The sequence below is a fragment of the Ancylobacter gelatini genome (genome assembly GCF_022601675.1).
Lineage (GTDB): Bacteria > Pseudomonadota > Alphaproteobacteria > Rhizobiales > Xanthobacteraceae > Ancylobacter > Ancylobacter gelatini.
This window is the reverse complement of the sequence record NZ_JAKVIL010000002.1, coordinates 215,134-227,731: the sequence shown is the minus strand read 5'-3', so window position 1 is coordinate 227,731 and position 12,598 is coordinate 215,134. Positions and strand designations below refer to the sequence as shown.

The window sequence follows — 12,598 nt, the reverse complement described above, 5'->3', positions numbered from 1 at the left end:
TTACGGCGTCTCGGTCGGGAAGCCGGCGGCCTTCCAGGCCAGGATGCCGCCCGCCATGTGGCGGTGCAGGTCGAGCCCGGCGGCCTGCGCGGCGGCCGACGCCCTCTGCGAGCGCTGGCCGGAGCGGCAGGAAAACACCAGCGTCTTGTCGCCGGGATCGGGCAGCGCCGCGGCATCGAAGGTGGAAAGCGGGAATGCCACCGCGCCGGGAATGCTCTCGGCATCGGTCTCGTTGGGCTCGCGCACATCGACCAGCAGGATCGTGCCGGCCTCAAGCCCGGCCTTCACCTCCTCGACCGACAGATGTTCGATGGTGCCGCCGAACGGATTGGCTTCCTGCGCCATGGCTGTTCCCCTCAAAACGATGTCGTCTGGAGGTAGACCCGCGACGGCGCGTCCGCAAGTGGGACACACGCGTTGAAAGACGGCACGCTCAGGAGCGCGGGCGCACCGTCAGGACGCCGGCGATCAGCAGGGCGCCGCCGAACAGGATCGCCGGCGTGGGGATTTCGCCGAACAGCAGCGCGGCAAGGCCGACGCCGAACACGATCTGCAGCAATTGCACCACCGAGATCAGCCCGGCCGGCAGCCGGCCGAGCGCGAAGGTGGTCAGCCCCTGCCCGCCGACATGCGCCACGATGCCCAGCCCCACCACCGCCAGCAGTCCCTGAACGCTCTGCGGCAGCAAGGTCTCGCCGGCGGCGATCGCCCAGATCAGGCAGATCACCATGCCGGAGGCGCTGGACAGCAGCGCGACCATGCCACCGCCCAGACCCGATGTGCCGAGACCGGACGGCGCCCGTGAATCGCCCCGGCGCAGCACGCGCACGAACAGCATGAATCCGGCATAGCACGCCGCCGCCGCCACGCAGAGCAGGTCGCCGAGTGCGCTGCCGGTCACCATCGGGGCGGCCGCTCCGGCCTCCGCGAGGCTGCGGGAAATGATGATCACCGTGCCCGACAGGGCGAGGAAGAGAGCGACGAACAGCCCGCGCGAGGGCCGCTCCCCGAGAATGAGCCAGCCCAGCAGCAGCGTGAACACCACGCCGAGATTGCCCAGCAGCACGCCGTTCGCCGTCGTCGTGATGGCGAGGCCCGCATGGTACATGATGAGATCGGCGGCAAAGAACAGGCCGGCCAGACCGGACAGCATGAGCTGGCGCGGCGTCACCAGCCGGTACGGCACGACCGGGCGGCCGGCCTCCGTGGCGACCAGCGCCGCCACCCGCGCCCGCTGCCGGGCCGCGCGCTGCTCGGCATAGGCCCAGAGCGCAGTGGGGCCGAGCGCGAAGAACAGCCGCCAGAAGCCGATGGCCGCCGGCCCGGCATCGGCCAGCCGCACAAAGATCGGCGAGAAACCGATGCAACACGCCGCGAGAACGACCGCGAAGAAGGCCTGACGGCGCAGCCGCGCCTCCTCCGCCGCCGCGCCGAGCGCGGACAACGCCCCGGCGACGTCGCCGCCCATCGGAGATAACGTAGCGGAAGAAGGGGGCGGCGGGGCCATTGCCGGTCTCGATGGAATGAGGTGGTACAGTCGGCGGGTCGATGAAGGGGCCGCGCACGTCCCGCTATTGGCGCCGCCGCGCCGGAACCGGCAGCTTCAGCGGGCCTTGATGCAGGTCACGAACACGATGAATCGTGCTCTACACCCGCCCCGGTAAATCGTCAAAGCGAATTTATTTTGTCGTTTCATTCGCAAAAGTGATAGTACTGGTGCGACCATGACGAACGCAGCGTGAGGGCCTCGATGCGCCACCTCGACACCGAATCTCTGGGCATGCTGATCGCCATTGTCGATTGCGGGGGCTTCACCGCCGCCGCCGAGCGCGTGGGGCGCACCCAGTCCGCGGTCTCCGCCCGCATCGCCCAGCTCGAGGAAAGTCTCGGCGTGCGGCTGCTGGAGCGTTCCCGGCGCGGCATCTCCCTGACCGAGACCGGCGAGCGGCTGGTGGCCCATGCCCGGCGCCTGCTCGCCTTCGAGAGCGAGGCGCTGGCCGATCTCAAGGGCGGCACGCCGGAAGGCAGCGTGCGCCTCGGCATGCCGGATGATTATGTCGACGCCTATTTCACCCCGACCATCGCCCGCTTCGCCGCCGCCTATCCGCGCGTTGAGATTTCCATTCGCTGCGACCTCTCCAAGGCGCTGGAGCCGGAGGTCGAGCGCGGGCAGATCGACGTCGCGCTGGTGACCCGCGACCTGTCGCGCCCGACCGGGGAACTGCTCAAGCGCGAGAAGCTGCTCTGGCTCGCCGCGCGCGGCCACCGGCCGGAGCGCAACGATCCCCTGCCTCTCGCCCTGTTCCCCACCGGCTGCCGCGCCCGCCCGCATATCGCCGCCGCGCTGGATGCCTCCGGTCGCAACTGGCGCGTGGCCTGCACCTCCTCCTCGCAGGGCGGCATCCATTCGGCGGTGGAGACCGGGCTTTGCATCACCGCCATGGCGGAATGCGCCGCCCCGCCTGAATGGCGCCGCCTTGGCGCGGCCGACGGCCTGCCCCCGCTCCCCGAGCTGGAGATTGGCCTGCTCATCGCGCCGAATGCCTCCGCCGCCGCCCGGCGCCTCGCCGACACGCTGCGCACCGCGCTTGCCATGCCGGCGGCGGTGGAAGCCGCCTGACGTCATCAAAAATTCACATGTAACCTGCGCCAGCGCGCGCTAAAGCTGCGCCATGACGCCCGATACCCACGGTTCCGCCACCGCATCCACCGCCCCGGCCTCCGGCGCGCTGGAGGTATTGCGGGTGTTCCTGCGGCTCGGGCTGACCTCCTTCGGCGGGCCAGTGGCGCATCTGGGCTATTTCCATGCCGAGATCGTCGAGCGTCGCCGCTGGCTGACCGACGATGCCTATGCCGGGGTGGTGGCGCTGTGCCAGTTCCTGCCCGGCCCGAGTTCCAGCCAGGTCGGTATGGCCATCGGGCTGATGCGCGCCGGCCCGGCCGGCATGCTGGCGGCGTGGCTCGGCTTCACCCTGCCCTCCGCGATCGCCATGGTGATCTTCGCCTATGGCATGAGCGGCGCCCATGAGGCGGGGCTGGCCGGAGGCTGGCTCGCCGGGCTCAAGATCGCCGCCGCCGCCATCGTCGCCGACGCCGTGCTCACCATGGCGCGCAGCCTGACCCCGGACCGCTCGCGGCGCAGCCTCGCGCTGGTCGCCGCGGCGCTGGTCGCGAGTTTTCCGGGCGCGCTCGGGCAGATTGCGGTCATCGCGGGCGGCGGGCTGATCGGCTATCTGCTGCTGCGCCTGCCGGTCACCTCCGCACCGGGGCTGATGCCAGCGCAATATCGGCCGGGGCGCGGTCTGGCGCTCGGGTCCCTGGGATTGTTTGCCGCGCTGCTGATCGGCCTGCCGCTGGCGGCGGCGAGCGGCGATGGCGGGATCGCGCTGTTCGATACGTTCTACCGCGCCGGCTCGCTGGTGTTCGGCGGCGGGCATGTCGTGCTGCCGCTGATCGAGGCCGAGGTTGTGCATCCGGGCGGGCTGACGCGAGAGGCCTTCCTCGCCGGATATGGCGCGGTGCAGGCGGTGCCCGGACCATTGTTCACCTTCGCCGCCTATGTCGGGGCGGCGATGCCGACCGCCCCCAACGGGCTCGCGGGTGCCGCCATCGCGCTTGTCGCGATGTTCCTGCCCTCGATGCTGCTGGTGCTGGGCGCGCTGCGCTACTGGGGCCTGATCGCGGCGCGGGCGGATGTGCGCAACGCGCTGGCCGGCATGAATGCCGCCGTGGTCGGACTGCTGGGCGCGGCGTTCTGGGACCCGGTCGTGACCTCGGCCATCGGCTCGCCGCGCGCCTTCGCGCTGGCTCTGATGGCCTATCTGGCGCTCGTGCTATGGCGGGTGCCGCCTTGGGCGGTGGTGGCCGGCGCGGCGCTCGCGGGCGCCGCGCTCCTGTAAGCGATGCCGGTCAGTCCCGCTCGACCTTGAAGCCCGCGAAGGTCTGGCAGGTCGGGAACACCTGAAGCCGGTTGATGTTCACATGGCGCGGGGCGGTGCAGCAGAAGAAGATCTGCTCGGCGATGTCCTCACTGGTGAGAGAGTCGGTGCCGGCATAGACCCGCTCCGACTTCGAGGCATCGCCGTGGAAACGCACCAGCGAGAACTCGGTCTCCACCATGCCCGGCTCGATATTGGTCACGCGCACCCCCGTGCCGGCAAGATCGGCGATCAGGTTCAGCGAGAACTGCTTTACGAAGGCCTTGGTGGCGCCATAGGCATTGCCGCCGGGATAGGCATAGTCACCGGCGATCGAGCCCGTGAACACCACATGGCCCTCGCCGCGCTCGACCATGCCGGGCAGCGTGGCGCGCACCGTGTAGAGCAGGCCCTTGATATTGGTGTCGATCATGTCGTCCCAGTCCGAGAGTTCCGCCTTGTGGGCGGGCTCCAGGCCCAAAGCGAGGCCGGCATTGGCGAACACGATGTTGATGGCGGCGAATTCCGCCGGCAGTGCCGCCAGCGCGGCGGTCAGCGCGGCGTTGTCGCGCACATCCACTTCCAGCGGGTGCAGGCGCGGGCCAAGCTCGTCGCGCAGCGCGATCAGCCGGTCGGCGCGCCGGCCGGTCGCGATGACGCGCGCACCGGCGAGCGCGAAGCGCCGGGCGGTCGCGGCACCGATGCCGGACGTGGCGCCGGTGATGAGCACGGTGAGGGTGGCGGGATCCAGCATCCGATACATGAGCGAGCTCCTCTTGCTGCAACGCACATAGAGCCTTTTTCGCCCGGATGAAATCCTCCCGCACGCACGAACGTCTCTGCCGCCACATTAACCGGGCATTGACCATATCGGCACAAGGCTGCGCAAACTCGTGACTGTGGCCGGCAATGGGGCTTCCGGGTCACGCTCACGCCACGATCCTTGGCGAAACAGGCCGTGTGCATCGCAGCGCCGCGGCGTGGCATAGCGACTGCAGGGGCAAGCGCGGAAGGGGACATCCGCGTGAGGAGCTTTGTTGACATGCGTATCATTGCCATTTCCGTCACAGCCATGACCGCCCTCGCCCTTGGCGGGTGTAGCACGGTGCTTGACGGATTCGGCCAGCCTTCCGCCGCTACGGTCGAAACCAGCCAGATCACCCCCGCCCCCACCGGTGCGATCGAAAGCTCCCCGGTTCCCCCGCCCGCCGCGCCGGCCTATGGCGCAGCAGCGGCAACCGCCAGCGACGCGGTGACCCCACGCCCGACCGACGCCTCGGTGGCACTCGCCCCGCCGGCTGCGACCGCCCCGGGCGGCGTCGCCTATGCCGAGCCCGGCGCGGCGCGCACCCAGCTCGCGGGCACCTGGAATTTCGCCTGGGACGAGGGGCAGAAGACCTGCAAGGTCACGCTTTCCACCCGCCGCGGCATGTCGGGCTTCGCAGCCGATGCCGACGTGTCCTGCCCCAACGATATCTTCATGACCAAGGGCTGGGACGTGTGGGGCAGCGAGGTCGTGCTGCAGAACCATGTCGGCAAGGTCACGGCGCGGCTGCAGCCGGCGGGCGACGGTCGCTATGACGGCGTGCTGACCGGGGACGGCGAAAAGGTGACCCTCACCCGCCTGTAGTCGGCAAAGAATTCACTGCCGTCTCCTCCCCTTGCGAACCGGGTCGCGAGTGCCGCCGGCAAGGTGCCCCCACTCCCGCCACCGTTCTATTTTGAAAGTTGAAGTAACTTTGAAAATACTGCGCCGTTGCGGTGAAATACGCATGGCGCACACGTTGCGTTGCGGCATGATCACTTTGTGGGGTCTTGCTTCACAAAATGCGGAACCTGCAGAAATCTCGTGCGTTGGCGAACGGATTGCCGCATGCTCGGCATCAGGAAAGTCGATTGATTCGCTCTTTCGATCGGAGGCGGTTGTGATGCTGCAAGGTGCGCGCGTGTTCGTGGCGCCGGCTTCGTCCGGAGCGATGGAATCCGTGACGGCGAGGACCGCCGAGAGCTCCCCGTCGGGCATGGCTGCCTGGCGTGGCGATGCCCAATCGGTCACCCAGCTCATGCGCCAGCATCTCGATCTCGCCGCTCCGCGCACCGACGCCGAGGCCCTGCGACTGCTGCGTCAGGCCTTCCCGTCCGCCTCGCTGGCGGCCCGCGTCACCGCCATGGCGGAGCGCGCGCGCTAGGTCCTCGTCAAAGACAGCGCCGGCTTTCTCGCGGTCGCCTTCCGATACGCGGCCGGCTCAGTTAAGCGGGCCGCCCGGACGGTCGGCGTCATTCTCATCATCATAAGGCGGCAGCGGCCCGCCGGCCCCGCCCGTCGTCGCCATCCGCGCCTCATGCTCGCGCGCCAGCCGCGCATAGCGCACGACCGAGAACGGCAGCGCTGCGAGATAGGCGATGCTGAGGATGGAGAGCATCGCCCAGGGCCAGGTCACCAGGACAGCCACGAACAGCACCACGCAGACGAAGAGCGGCAGCACCGCATCGCGCGGGATGCGGGCGCCCAGCTTCTTGCCGGACCAGGCCGGCAGCTTCGAGACCATCAGCAGCGCGATCGCGAGGCAGAAGATCGCCGCCACCGCCGGCGAAGCGACAAGGCGCGGCATGCCGATGAGCTCAAGATAGACCGGCAGCAGCACGCAGATCGCCCCGGCGGGCGCCGGAACTCCGGTGAAGAAATCCGCCGCAAAGGCCGGCTTGTTGGGGTCTTCCAGCATCACGTTGAAACGCGCGAGGCGCAGCGCCGCACAAATGGCGAAGGCGAGCGCGGCGATCCAGCCGATCGAACCCAGCGTCTCCAGTCCCCACATATAGAGCACGAGCCCCGGCGCCACGCCGAAGCAGACGAAGTCCGACAGGCTGTCCAGTTCCGCGCCGAAGCGCGACGTGCCCTGAAGCATGCGGGCCAGCCGCCCATCCATGCCGTCGAGCACCGCGGCGACGATGATGGCGGCGAGCGCCACTTCCATCCGGCCCTCGATCGCCATGCGAATGCCGGTCAGGCCGGCGCAGAGCGCGAGCAGCGTCACCACATTGGGGATGAGCACGCGGACCGGCACCGCCTGGAAGCGCCGGCGGCGCGGCTCGGGGTCGGACGACCGGGGATCGAAGGGAGGGAAGAGATCGGACATCTCGGGCCGCCTTGGGTCTGGAACGAAAGCCCGGGTCGACTCGTCGCCGGGCTCGGTTCGATCATGTCACGACATCGGCACTCCGGCGAACTGAGGCGCCGGAGCAGACGAACCGTCAGTCGAGCCGGAAGCTGAGCGGACGCTCCAGGCTTGCGAAATCGGCGAGCACGGTCTCGCCGGCAATGGCGCGCTGGCCTTCCGCCACCAGCGGCTGGACGCCTTCCGGCAGATAGACGTCGACGCGCGAACCGAAGCGGATCAGGCCGAAGCGCTGACCCGGCGCCAGCATGTCGCCCTCGCGCACGAAACCGACGATGCGCCGCGCCACCAGGCCGGCGATCTGCACCACGCCCACGCGGCCGATCGCGGTGTCGAGCACCATGCCGGAACGCTCATTGTCCTCGCTCGCCTTGTCGAGATCGGCGGAAAGGAACTTGCCGGGCTTGTAGGCGATGCGCGCCACCCGGCCGGCGATCGGCGAACGGTTCACATGCACATCGAACACGTTCATGAAAATGCAGATGCGCGGCAGCGGCATGTCGCCGAGGCCAAGCTCGACCGGCGGCACGGCAGGGCCGATGAGGCAGACCCGCCCATCGGCCGGCGAGACCACCAGCCCCTCGCGGACCGGCGTCACCCGTTCGGGATCGCGGAAGAAATAGCAGATCCACAGCGTGATCAGCACGCAGATCCAGCCGAGCGGCGGCACGAGCCAGAGCAGCACGGCCGATACCGCCGCCCCGATCAGCACGAACGGATAGCCTTCGCGATGGATCGGCGCGATGCCGCTGCGGATGGAGTCGATCACGGACATGTCGGGTTCCCAATTATGCACGCACAGCTAAAGGGCCGCCGCCGCAACGTCAAATCACGCGGCGGTGGCCATGTCGGTGCGGGCGAAGTCCCAGCCCTTGTACAGCACTGGCACGCTTTGCGCCCGCGCGCAGGCATGGGCGCTGCATTGACATCCCTATTAGGCTGCGCCGGATCGCCGCGTCCCAACCATGACGCTTGAAGGCCTGACGCGCGAGCGAGCCGATTTCCGGCGTGATCGGAGCCGTCGGCCCTCCCCGCGTCGTGGCACGTACCGTCCGTCGCCGTCGAGGCCAATGATCAGTTCGTTGCCATGGCCCGACGAGGGCAGCCGTGCGACCGGGCCTCAGGCCGCCGCGTCGCTGGCGCCGGCCCCGTTCTCGTCGTCGTCGTCCGCCGCGCGCAGGGTCTGGCGCGCGCGCTCGGCCTCGCGCTGGCGCTCCCACATCGAATGGTACAGGCCATGGCGCAGCATCAGTTCAGCATGAGTGCCGCGCTCGCGGATCACGCCGTGCTCCAGCACGATGATCTCATCCGCGCCAACCACGGTGGACAGGCGATGCGCGATCACCAGCGTGGTGCGCCCGCGCGACACACGGTCGAGCGCGTCCTGGATCTCGCGCTCAGTGTGGCTGTCCAGCGCCGAGGTCGCCTCGTCGAGCAGGAGAATGGTCGGCGCCTTCAGAATGGTGCGGGCGATGGCAACGCGCTGCTTCTCGCCGCCCGAGAGCTTCAGCCCGCGCTCGCCGACTTCCGTCTCGTAGCCCTTGGGGGTGCGGCGCACGAAGCCGTCGATCTGGGCGAGTTCGGCGGCGGCGGCCACCTCCGCGTCGGAGGCGCCATGGCGGCCATAGCGGATGTTGTAGCCGAGCGTGTCGTTGAACAGCACCGTGTCCTGCGGGACCATGCCGATGGCGGCGCGCAGGCTCTCCTGAGAGACCTCGCGCAGATCCTGCCCGTCAATGGTGATGCGCCCGCCCGCCACGTCGTAGAAGCGGAACAGCAGCCGCGAGATGGTCGACTTGCCGGCGCCCGAAGGACCGACGATCGCCACCGTCTTGCCGGCCGGCACCTCGAAGGAGATGCCTTTGAGGATTTCCCGATCGGGATCGTAGGAGAAGCGCACATCCTCGAAACGCACCGTGCCGCCCGAGAGCTGGAGCGCAGGGGCGCGCGGCCGGTCCTCGATCTCCGGCGAGCGGGAGAGGATGGTGAACATGGCCTCGATGTCGATCAGCGACTGCTTGATCTCGCGATAGATCATGCCGAGGAAGTTCAGCGGCTGATAGAGCTGGATCATCATGGCGTTGACCATGACGAAGGAGCCGACCGACTGGCGACCGGCGCGAATGTCGAACACGCACAGCACCATCACCGCGGTCAGACCGATCGTGAAGATCACCGCCTGACCGAGATTGAGCCAGGCGAGCGAGGTGTGGGTGTGCACGGTCGCGCGCTCGAAGCGGGCCATGGAGCGGTCATAGCGCTGGGCTTCCCACTTCTCGGCGCCGAAATACTTCACCGTCTCGTAATTGAGCAGGCTGTCGACCGCCTTGGCGTTGGCGTCGGTGTCGCTCTCGTTCATGGCGGCGCGGATGCCCATGCGCCATTCGGTCATCATGAAGGTGAACAGCGTATAGCCGCCGATCATCAGCACCGAGGCCAGCGCATAACGCCAGTCAAACACCCAGAGCAGCACGCCGATCACCATGGCGAATTCCAGGATGGTCGGGGCCAGATGCAGCACCAGCATGCGCACGATGGTCTCGATGCCCTCGCGCGAGCGCTCCAGAATGCGGGTCAGCCCGCCGGTCTTGCGTTCCAGATGAAAGCGCAGCGACAGGGCGTGCATGTGCTCGAAGGTTTCGAGCGCGAGCCGGCGCACGGCATGCACCGCGACCTTGGCGAACAGGCCGTCGCGCCACTGGGTGAGGCCGGCCATCACGATGCGCGACAGGCCATAGGCCAGCGCCAGCGCGGCGGGCGCGGCGATGATCAGGCTGATGGCATCGGTGCCGATGCGCGCGCCTTCGGTCTCGGCCACCGCGTCCGTCGCCCATTTGAAGATGAACGGCGTCGCCATGGTGGCGACCTTGGCGAGCACCAGCAGCAGCAGGCCCCACATCACGCGCGCGCGCAGATCGGCCCGGTCAGCCGGCCACAAATAAGGGCCGAGCCCCTTGAGAGCCACCAAGAGGCTGCCGCGCGGATTGATCTCGGAGGCCTTGGTGGGACGCGACAGAGCGGCGCCGCCGTCAGGTGCAGACATCATTCATTCCAGTCATTCGAGCGAGGCGGGCGGGACGACCTCACCCGGTAGGTGATCATAGATAGGCGCGCCGGTGGAGATGTGCCCCATCGCTGTCCGCATGGCTGCCCCGAGCGAGCCGAGCGCGGCCAGCGTGCCGGCCAACGCGGCACGATCGAGGCAGTAGCAGGAGCGCGGCCCCTCGACCGTTCCGTCGATCAGCCCGGCGTCCTTGAGGATCTTGAGGTGCTGCGAGACCGTGGACTGCGCCAGCGGCAGGCCCCGCACGATCTCCCCGCAATGGCAGCGCTCCGCCCGCGCCAGCGCACGAAGGATCGCCAGCCGCGCGGGGTGCCCCAGCGCGCGCAGACGCACGGCGAGAAGTTCGTCATCGATCGGGACGCTGGTGGTCATCGTTCATCGTCGATAGACGATGATTGCGGCATTGGGAAGACACGCCGGGAAATGCGCCGCCCCGGCAGGCGCCCGCCGGACCGGCGCGCGGCTGGGTGGAACGCCGGCGCGGCCGCCTGCCGGCTTGACGCTTTCCTGCCGCACTGCATCATGGTGCGCATGAACACGATCAAAAGCGTCTGCGTGTATTGCGGAGCGGCCTCGGGGTCCGACTCCGTCTATCTCGAAACCGCCATCGAGCTCGGGCGACTCTTCGCCCGGGAGAATATCCGTCTCGTCTATGGCGGCGGCGGCGTCGGGCTGATGGGCGCGGCCGCGCGCGCCTGCGCCGAGGCCGGCGGGCGCGTCACCGGCATCATCCCGGATTTCCTCATCGGCAAGGAGCAGGCCTTCGAGCATGCTCACGAGTTGATCGTCACCAAGGACATGCACGAGCGCAAGCGCCTGATGTTCGAGAGGGCGGACGCGTTCATCGCCTTGCCCGGCGGCATCGGCACGCTGGAGGAACTGGTCGAGCAACTCACCTGGGTGCAGCTCAACCGGCACACCAAGCCGGTCATGGTGCTCAACATCGCCGGGTTCTGGGACCCGCTGCTGACCCTGTTCGACCACATGCAGGCCACTGGCTTCGTGAACGTCGCGCGGCCGATCCGCATGCTGGTGGCGCATAATGTCCGCGCCGTCCTGCCCAAGCTGAACACGGCCCTCGACGCGGTTCACGACCGCGACCCGCACGGCGACGCGGCGGAGAAGGTGCTCGACCGCATGTGAGACGGCGCCCGCAGCCGCCTACCGATCGCGCAGCACGGTGCGCAGCGCGCTCGGCGGGGCGACGAATTGCGGGACGGCCTCCGGCAGGGCGTAGCGGTTCCGCCCGCGCCGCTTGGCCAGATACAGCGCGGAGTCGGCCTCCTCGACCAGTTCGGCGATGGTGGCATGGCGCTTCGGCTGCCAGATTGCGATGCCGATGCTGAGCGTCACCGGAATGGTGGTGCCGTAGTAGAAGAGCGGGTTGCGGTCCATCAGCTCGACGATCTCGCCGGCGATGACGGCGGCGGGCTCAAGCCCGGTATCGGACAGCAGCACGCAGAACTCGTCGCCGCCGAGCCGCGCCAGAAGATCGCCCTTGCGCACCCGCCCCGCCACCAGCCGGCTGAAATGGGTGAGGCAGGCATCGCCGGCGGCGTGACCATATTCGTCATTGATGCCCTTGAAGCGGTCCACGTCGATCAGCAGCAGGGCAAAGCCGCGTCCCTCGCGCTCGCTGAGCTCCTTCTCGGCCTCCATCCGCGCGGTGAACATCCGCCGGTTGGGCAGGCCGGTCAGTTCGTCGACCACGGCGAGCGAGTGCGCCTCCGAATGCAGGCGCTCGATCACCAGAAGCAGGAAGCCGAAATTCCAGACGAAGCCGCCGAAGATCGTCACCAGCAGCGTGCCGAACAGCACGACATTGTAGCTCTCATCGGAGAGTTGCCCGGCATTGTGCATCACCAGCCCGCCATAGCGCAGCATGATGGCGGCGATCGCAGCCAGGATCGAGACCAGCGCCAGCGGCGCGCCGGTATGGCGTCGCGCGCCCACCAGCAGCGGCAGGCACAGCACCAGCGGAATCGACTGGCCGAGCGCGTAGACGAGGTTTCGCACAAGCCGTGAATCGTCAAACGCGATCAGCACGCACAGCGCCAGCGACGGGGCGAGCAGGCTGGCGATCCAGGGCGCGGGCCGCCCGAAGAAGCGACGGAGCCCCGCCCAGTTGAGGAAGAACCCGACGATCACCAGCGTATTGCCGAGGATGGCCGGCGACAGCGGCCCGGAGCGCGTCTCCAGCGCCATGATCAGGCCACCGGCCAACGCGGCAAGGTTCGACAACATCCAGTGCCGCGCTGCCGCAGACTGCCCGTAGAGCCGCCAGATCGCGCACCACAGCAGCGACAACGCGAGACCCTTGAACAGGACCACCGTGTAGAGGGTAAACAGGTCCATGACCACGTGCGCAGGTCCCCCAAGGCCCGCTCATACCGCCACCCCCGCAAGGGGTAAGGTGCCGCCACCGTGCTCTGTATACCACA

At 68.5% G+C, this 12,598-nt stretch carries 13 protein-coding genes; 5 read left to right on the top strand and 8 right to left on the bottom strand.

Translation table 11 applies throughout. The features are described 5' to 3' along the window. Entirely contained in the window at positions 1-345 is a 345-nt protein-coding gene (locus MKI84_RS04335; protein WP_241616787.1) for a rhodanese-like domain-containing protein, read from the bottom strand. An 88-nt stretch (positions 346-433) separates the two neighbouring features. Then, a complete protein-coding gene (locus MKI84_RS04330; RefSeq protein WP_241616785.1) occupies positions 434-1,468 on the bottom strand; it encodes a DMT family transporter in 1,035 nt (344 codons plus the stop codon). Between the two features lie 282 nt (positions 1,469-1,750). Between MKI84_RS04330 and MKI84_RS04325 the strand changes: the two genes are divergently transcribed. Further along, complete coding sequence (locus tag MKI84_RS04325) at positions 1,751-2,620, top strand: LysR family transcriptional regulator (protein WP_241616783.1); 870 nt, start codon at positions 1,751-1,753, stop codon at positions 2,618-2,620. Between the two features lie 52 nt (positions 2,621-2,672). Next, the gene (chrA, locus tag MKI84_RS04320) at positions 2,673-3,899 is read left to right on the top strand and encodes a chromate efflux transporter (protein WP_241616781.1); all 1,227 of its coding nucleotides are present in this window, start codon (positions 2,673-2,675) and stop codon (positions 3,897-3,899) included. Between the two features lie 10 nt (positions 3,900-3,909). On the opposite strand, the gene MKI84_RS04315 is transcribed toward chrA, so the two are convergent. Beyond that, positions 3,910-4,680 (bottom strand): SDR family NAD(P)-dependent oxidoreductase, encoded by a 771-nt coding sequence (locus MKI84_RS04315; protein WP_241616779.1) that lies wholly within the window; start codon positions 4,678-4,680, stop codon positions 3,910-3,912. Positions 4,681-4,959: 279 nt separating this feature from the next. On the opposite strand from MKI84_RS04315, the gene MKI84_RS04310 reads away from it, so the two are divergent. Continuing rightward, on the top strand, positions 4,960-5,547 hold the full coding sequence (locus tag MKI84_RS04310) for a protease inhibitor Inh/omp19 family protein (protein WP_241616777.1): 588 nt from the start codon (positions 4,960-4,962) through the stop codon (positions 5,545-5,547). Positions 5,548-5,845: 298 nt separating this feature from the next. Further along, positions 5,846-6,106 (top strand): transferase, encoded by a 261-nt coding sequence (locus MKI84_RS04305; RefSeq protein ID WP_241616775.1) that lies wholly within the window; start codon positions 5,846-5,848, stop codon positions 6,104-6,106. 57 nt (positions 6,107-6,163) lie between these two features. Here MKI84_RS04305 and pssA read toward each other — a convergent pair whose 3' ends face one another. The 4 genes from pssA to MKI84_RS04285 form a co-directional block, all read right to left on the bottom strand. Continuing rightward, entirely contained in the window at positions 6,164-7,054 is an 891-nt protein-coding gene (gene pssA, locus MKI84_RS04300; RefSeq protein ID WP_241616773.1) for a CDP-diacylglycerol--serine O-phosphatidyltransferase, read from the bottom strand. Positions 7,055-7,169: 115 nt separating this feature from the next. Continuing rightward, complete coding sequence (locus MKI84_RS04295; protein WP_241616771.1) at positions 7,170-7,868, bottom strand: phosphatidylserine decarboxylase; 699 nt, start codon at positions 7,866-7,868, stop codon at positions 7,170-7,172. Between the two features lie 345 nt (positions 7,869-8,213). After that, positions 8,214-10,136, bottom strand: coding sequence for an ABCB family ABC transporter ATP-binding protein/permease (locus MKI84_RS04290; protein WP_241616769.1), 1,923 nt, complete (start codon positions 10,134-10,136; stop codon positions 8,214-8,216). 12 nt (positions 10,137-10,148) lie between these two features. After that, positions 10,149-10,529 (bottom strand): ArsR/SmtB family transcription factor, encoded by a 381-nt coding sequence (locus MKI84_RS04285; RefSeq protein ID WP_241616767.1) that lies wholly within the window; start codon positions 10,527-10,529, stop codon positions 10,149-10,151. Positions 10,530-10,688: 159 nt separating this feature from the next. Between MKI84_RS04285 and MKI84_RS04280 the strand changes: the two genes are divergently transcribed. After that, the gene (locus MKI84_RS04280) at positions 10,689-11,300 is read left to right on the top strand and encodes an LOG family protein (RefSeq protein WP_425353792.1); all 612 of its coding nucleotides are present in this window, start codon (positions 10,689-10,691) and stop codon (positions 11,298-11,300) included. 18 nt (positions 11,301-11,318) lie between these two features. On the opposite strand, the gene MKI84_RS04275 is transcribed toward MKI84_RS04280, so the two are convergent. Then, the gene (locus MKI84_RS04275) at positions 11,319-12,512 is read right to left on the bottom strand and encodes a GGDEF domain-containing protein (RefSeq protein WP_241616766.1); all 1,194 of its coding nucleotides are present in this window, start codon (positions 12,510-12,512) and stop codon (positions 11,319-11,321) included. Between the last annotated feature and the right edge of the window lie 86 nt (positions 12,513-12,598).

Bases quoted from the DNA above. Each gene is read 5' to 3' on its own strand.
- MKI84_RS04335 (WP_241616787.1), bottom strand. From the start codon at position 345: ATGGCGCAGGAAGCCAATCCGTTCGGCGGCACCATCGAACATCTGTCG.
- MKI84_RS04330 (WP_241616785.1), bottom strand. From the start codon at position 1,468: ATGGGCGGCGACGTCGCCGGGGCGTTGTCCGCGCTCGGCGCGGCGGCG.
- MKI84_RS04325 (WP_241616783.1), top strand. From the start codon at position 1,751: ATGCGCCACCTCGACACCGAATCTCTGGGCATGCTGATCGCCATTGTC.
- chrA (WP_241616781.1), top strand. From the start codon at position 2,673: ATGACGCCCGATACCCACGGTTCCGCCACCGCATCCACCGCCCCGGCC.
- MKI84_RS04315 (WP_241616779.1), bottom strand. From the start codon at position 4,680: ATGTATCGGATGCTGGATCCCGCCACCCTCACCGTGCTCATCACCGGC.
- MKI84_RS04310 (WP_241616777.1), top strand. From the start codon at position 4,960: ATGCGTATCATTGCCATTTCCGTCACAGCCATGACCGCCCTCGCCCTT.
- MKI84_RS04305 (WP_241616775.1), top strand. From the start codon at position 5,846: ATGCTGCAAGGTGCGCGCGTGTTCGTGGCGCCGGCTTCGTCCGGAGCG.
- pssA (WP_241616773.1), bottom strand. From the start codon at position 7,054: ATGTCCGATCTCTTCCCTCCCTTCGATCCCCGGTCGTCCGACCCCGAG.
- MKI84_RS04295 (WP_241616771.1), bottom strand. From the start codon at position 7,868: ATGTCCGTGATCGACTCCATCCGCAGCGGCATCGCGCCGATCCATCGC.
- MKI84_RS04290 (WP_241616769.1), bottom strand. From the start codon at position 10,136: ATGTCTGCACCTGACGGCGGCGCCGCTCTGTCGCGTCCCACCAAGGCC.
- MKI84_RS04285 (WP_241616767.1), bottom strand. From the start codon at position 10,529: ATGACCACCAGCGTCCCGATCGATGACGAACTTCTCGCCGTGCGTCTG.
- MKI84_RS04280 (WP_425353792.1), top strand. From the start codon at position 10,689: ATGAACACGATCAAAAGCGTCTGCGTGTATTGCGGAGCGGCCTCGGGG.
- MKI84_RS04275 (WP_241616766.1), bottom strand. From the start codon at position 12,512: ATGGACCTGTTTACCCTCTACACGGTGGTCCTGTTCAAGGGTCTCGCG.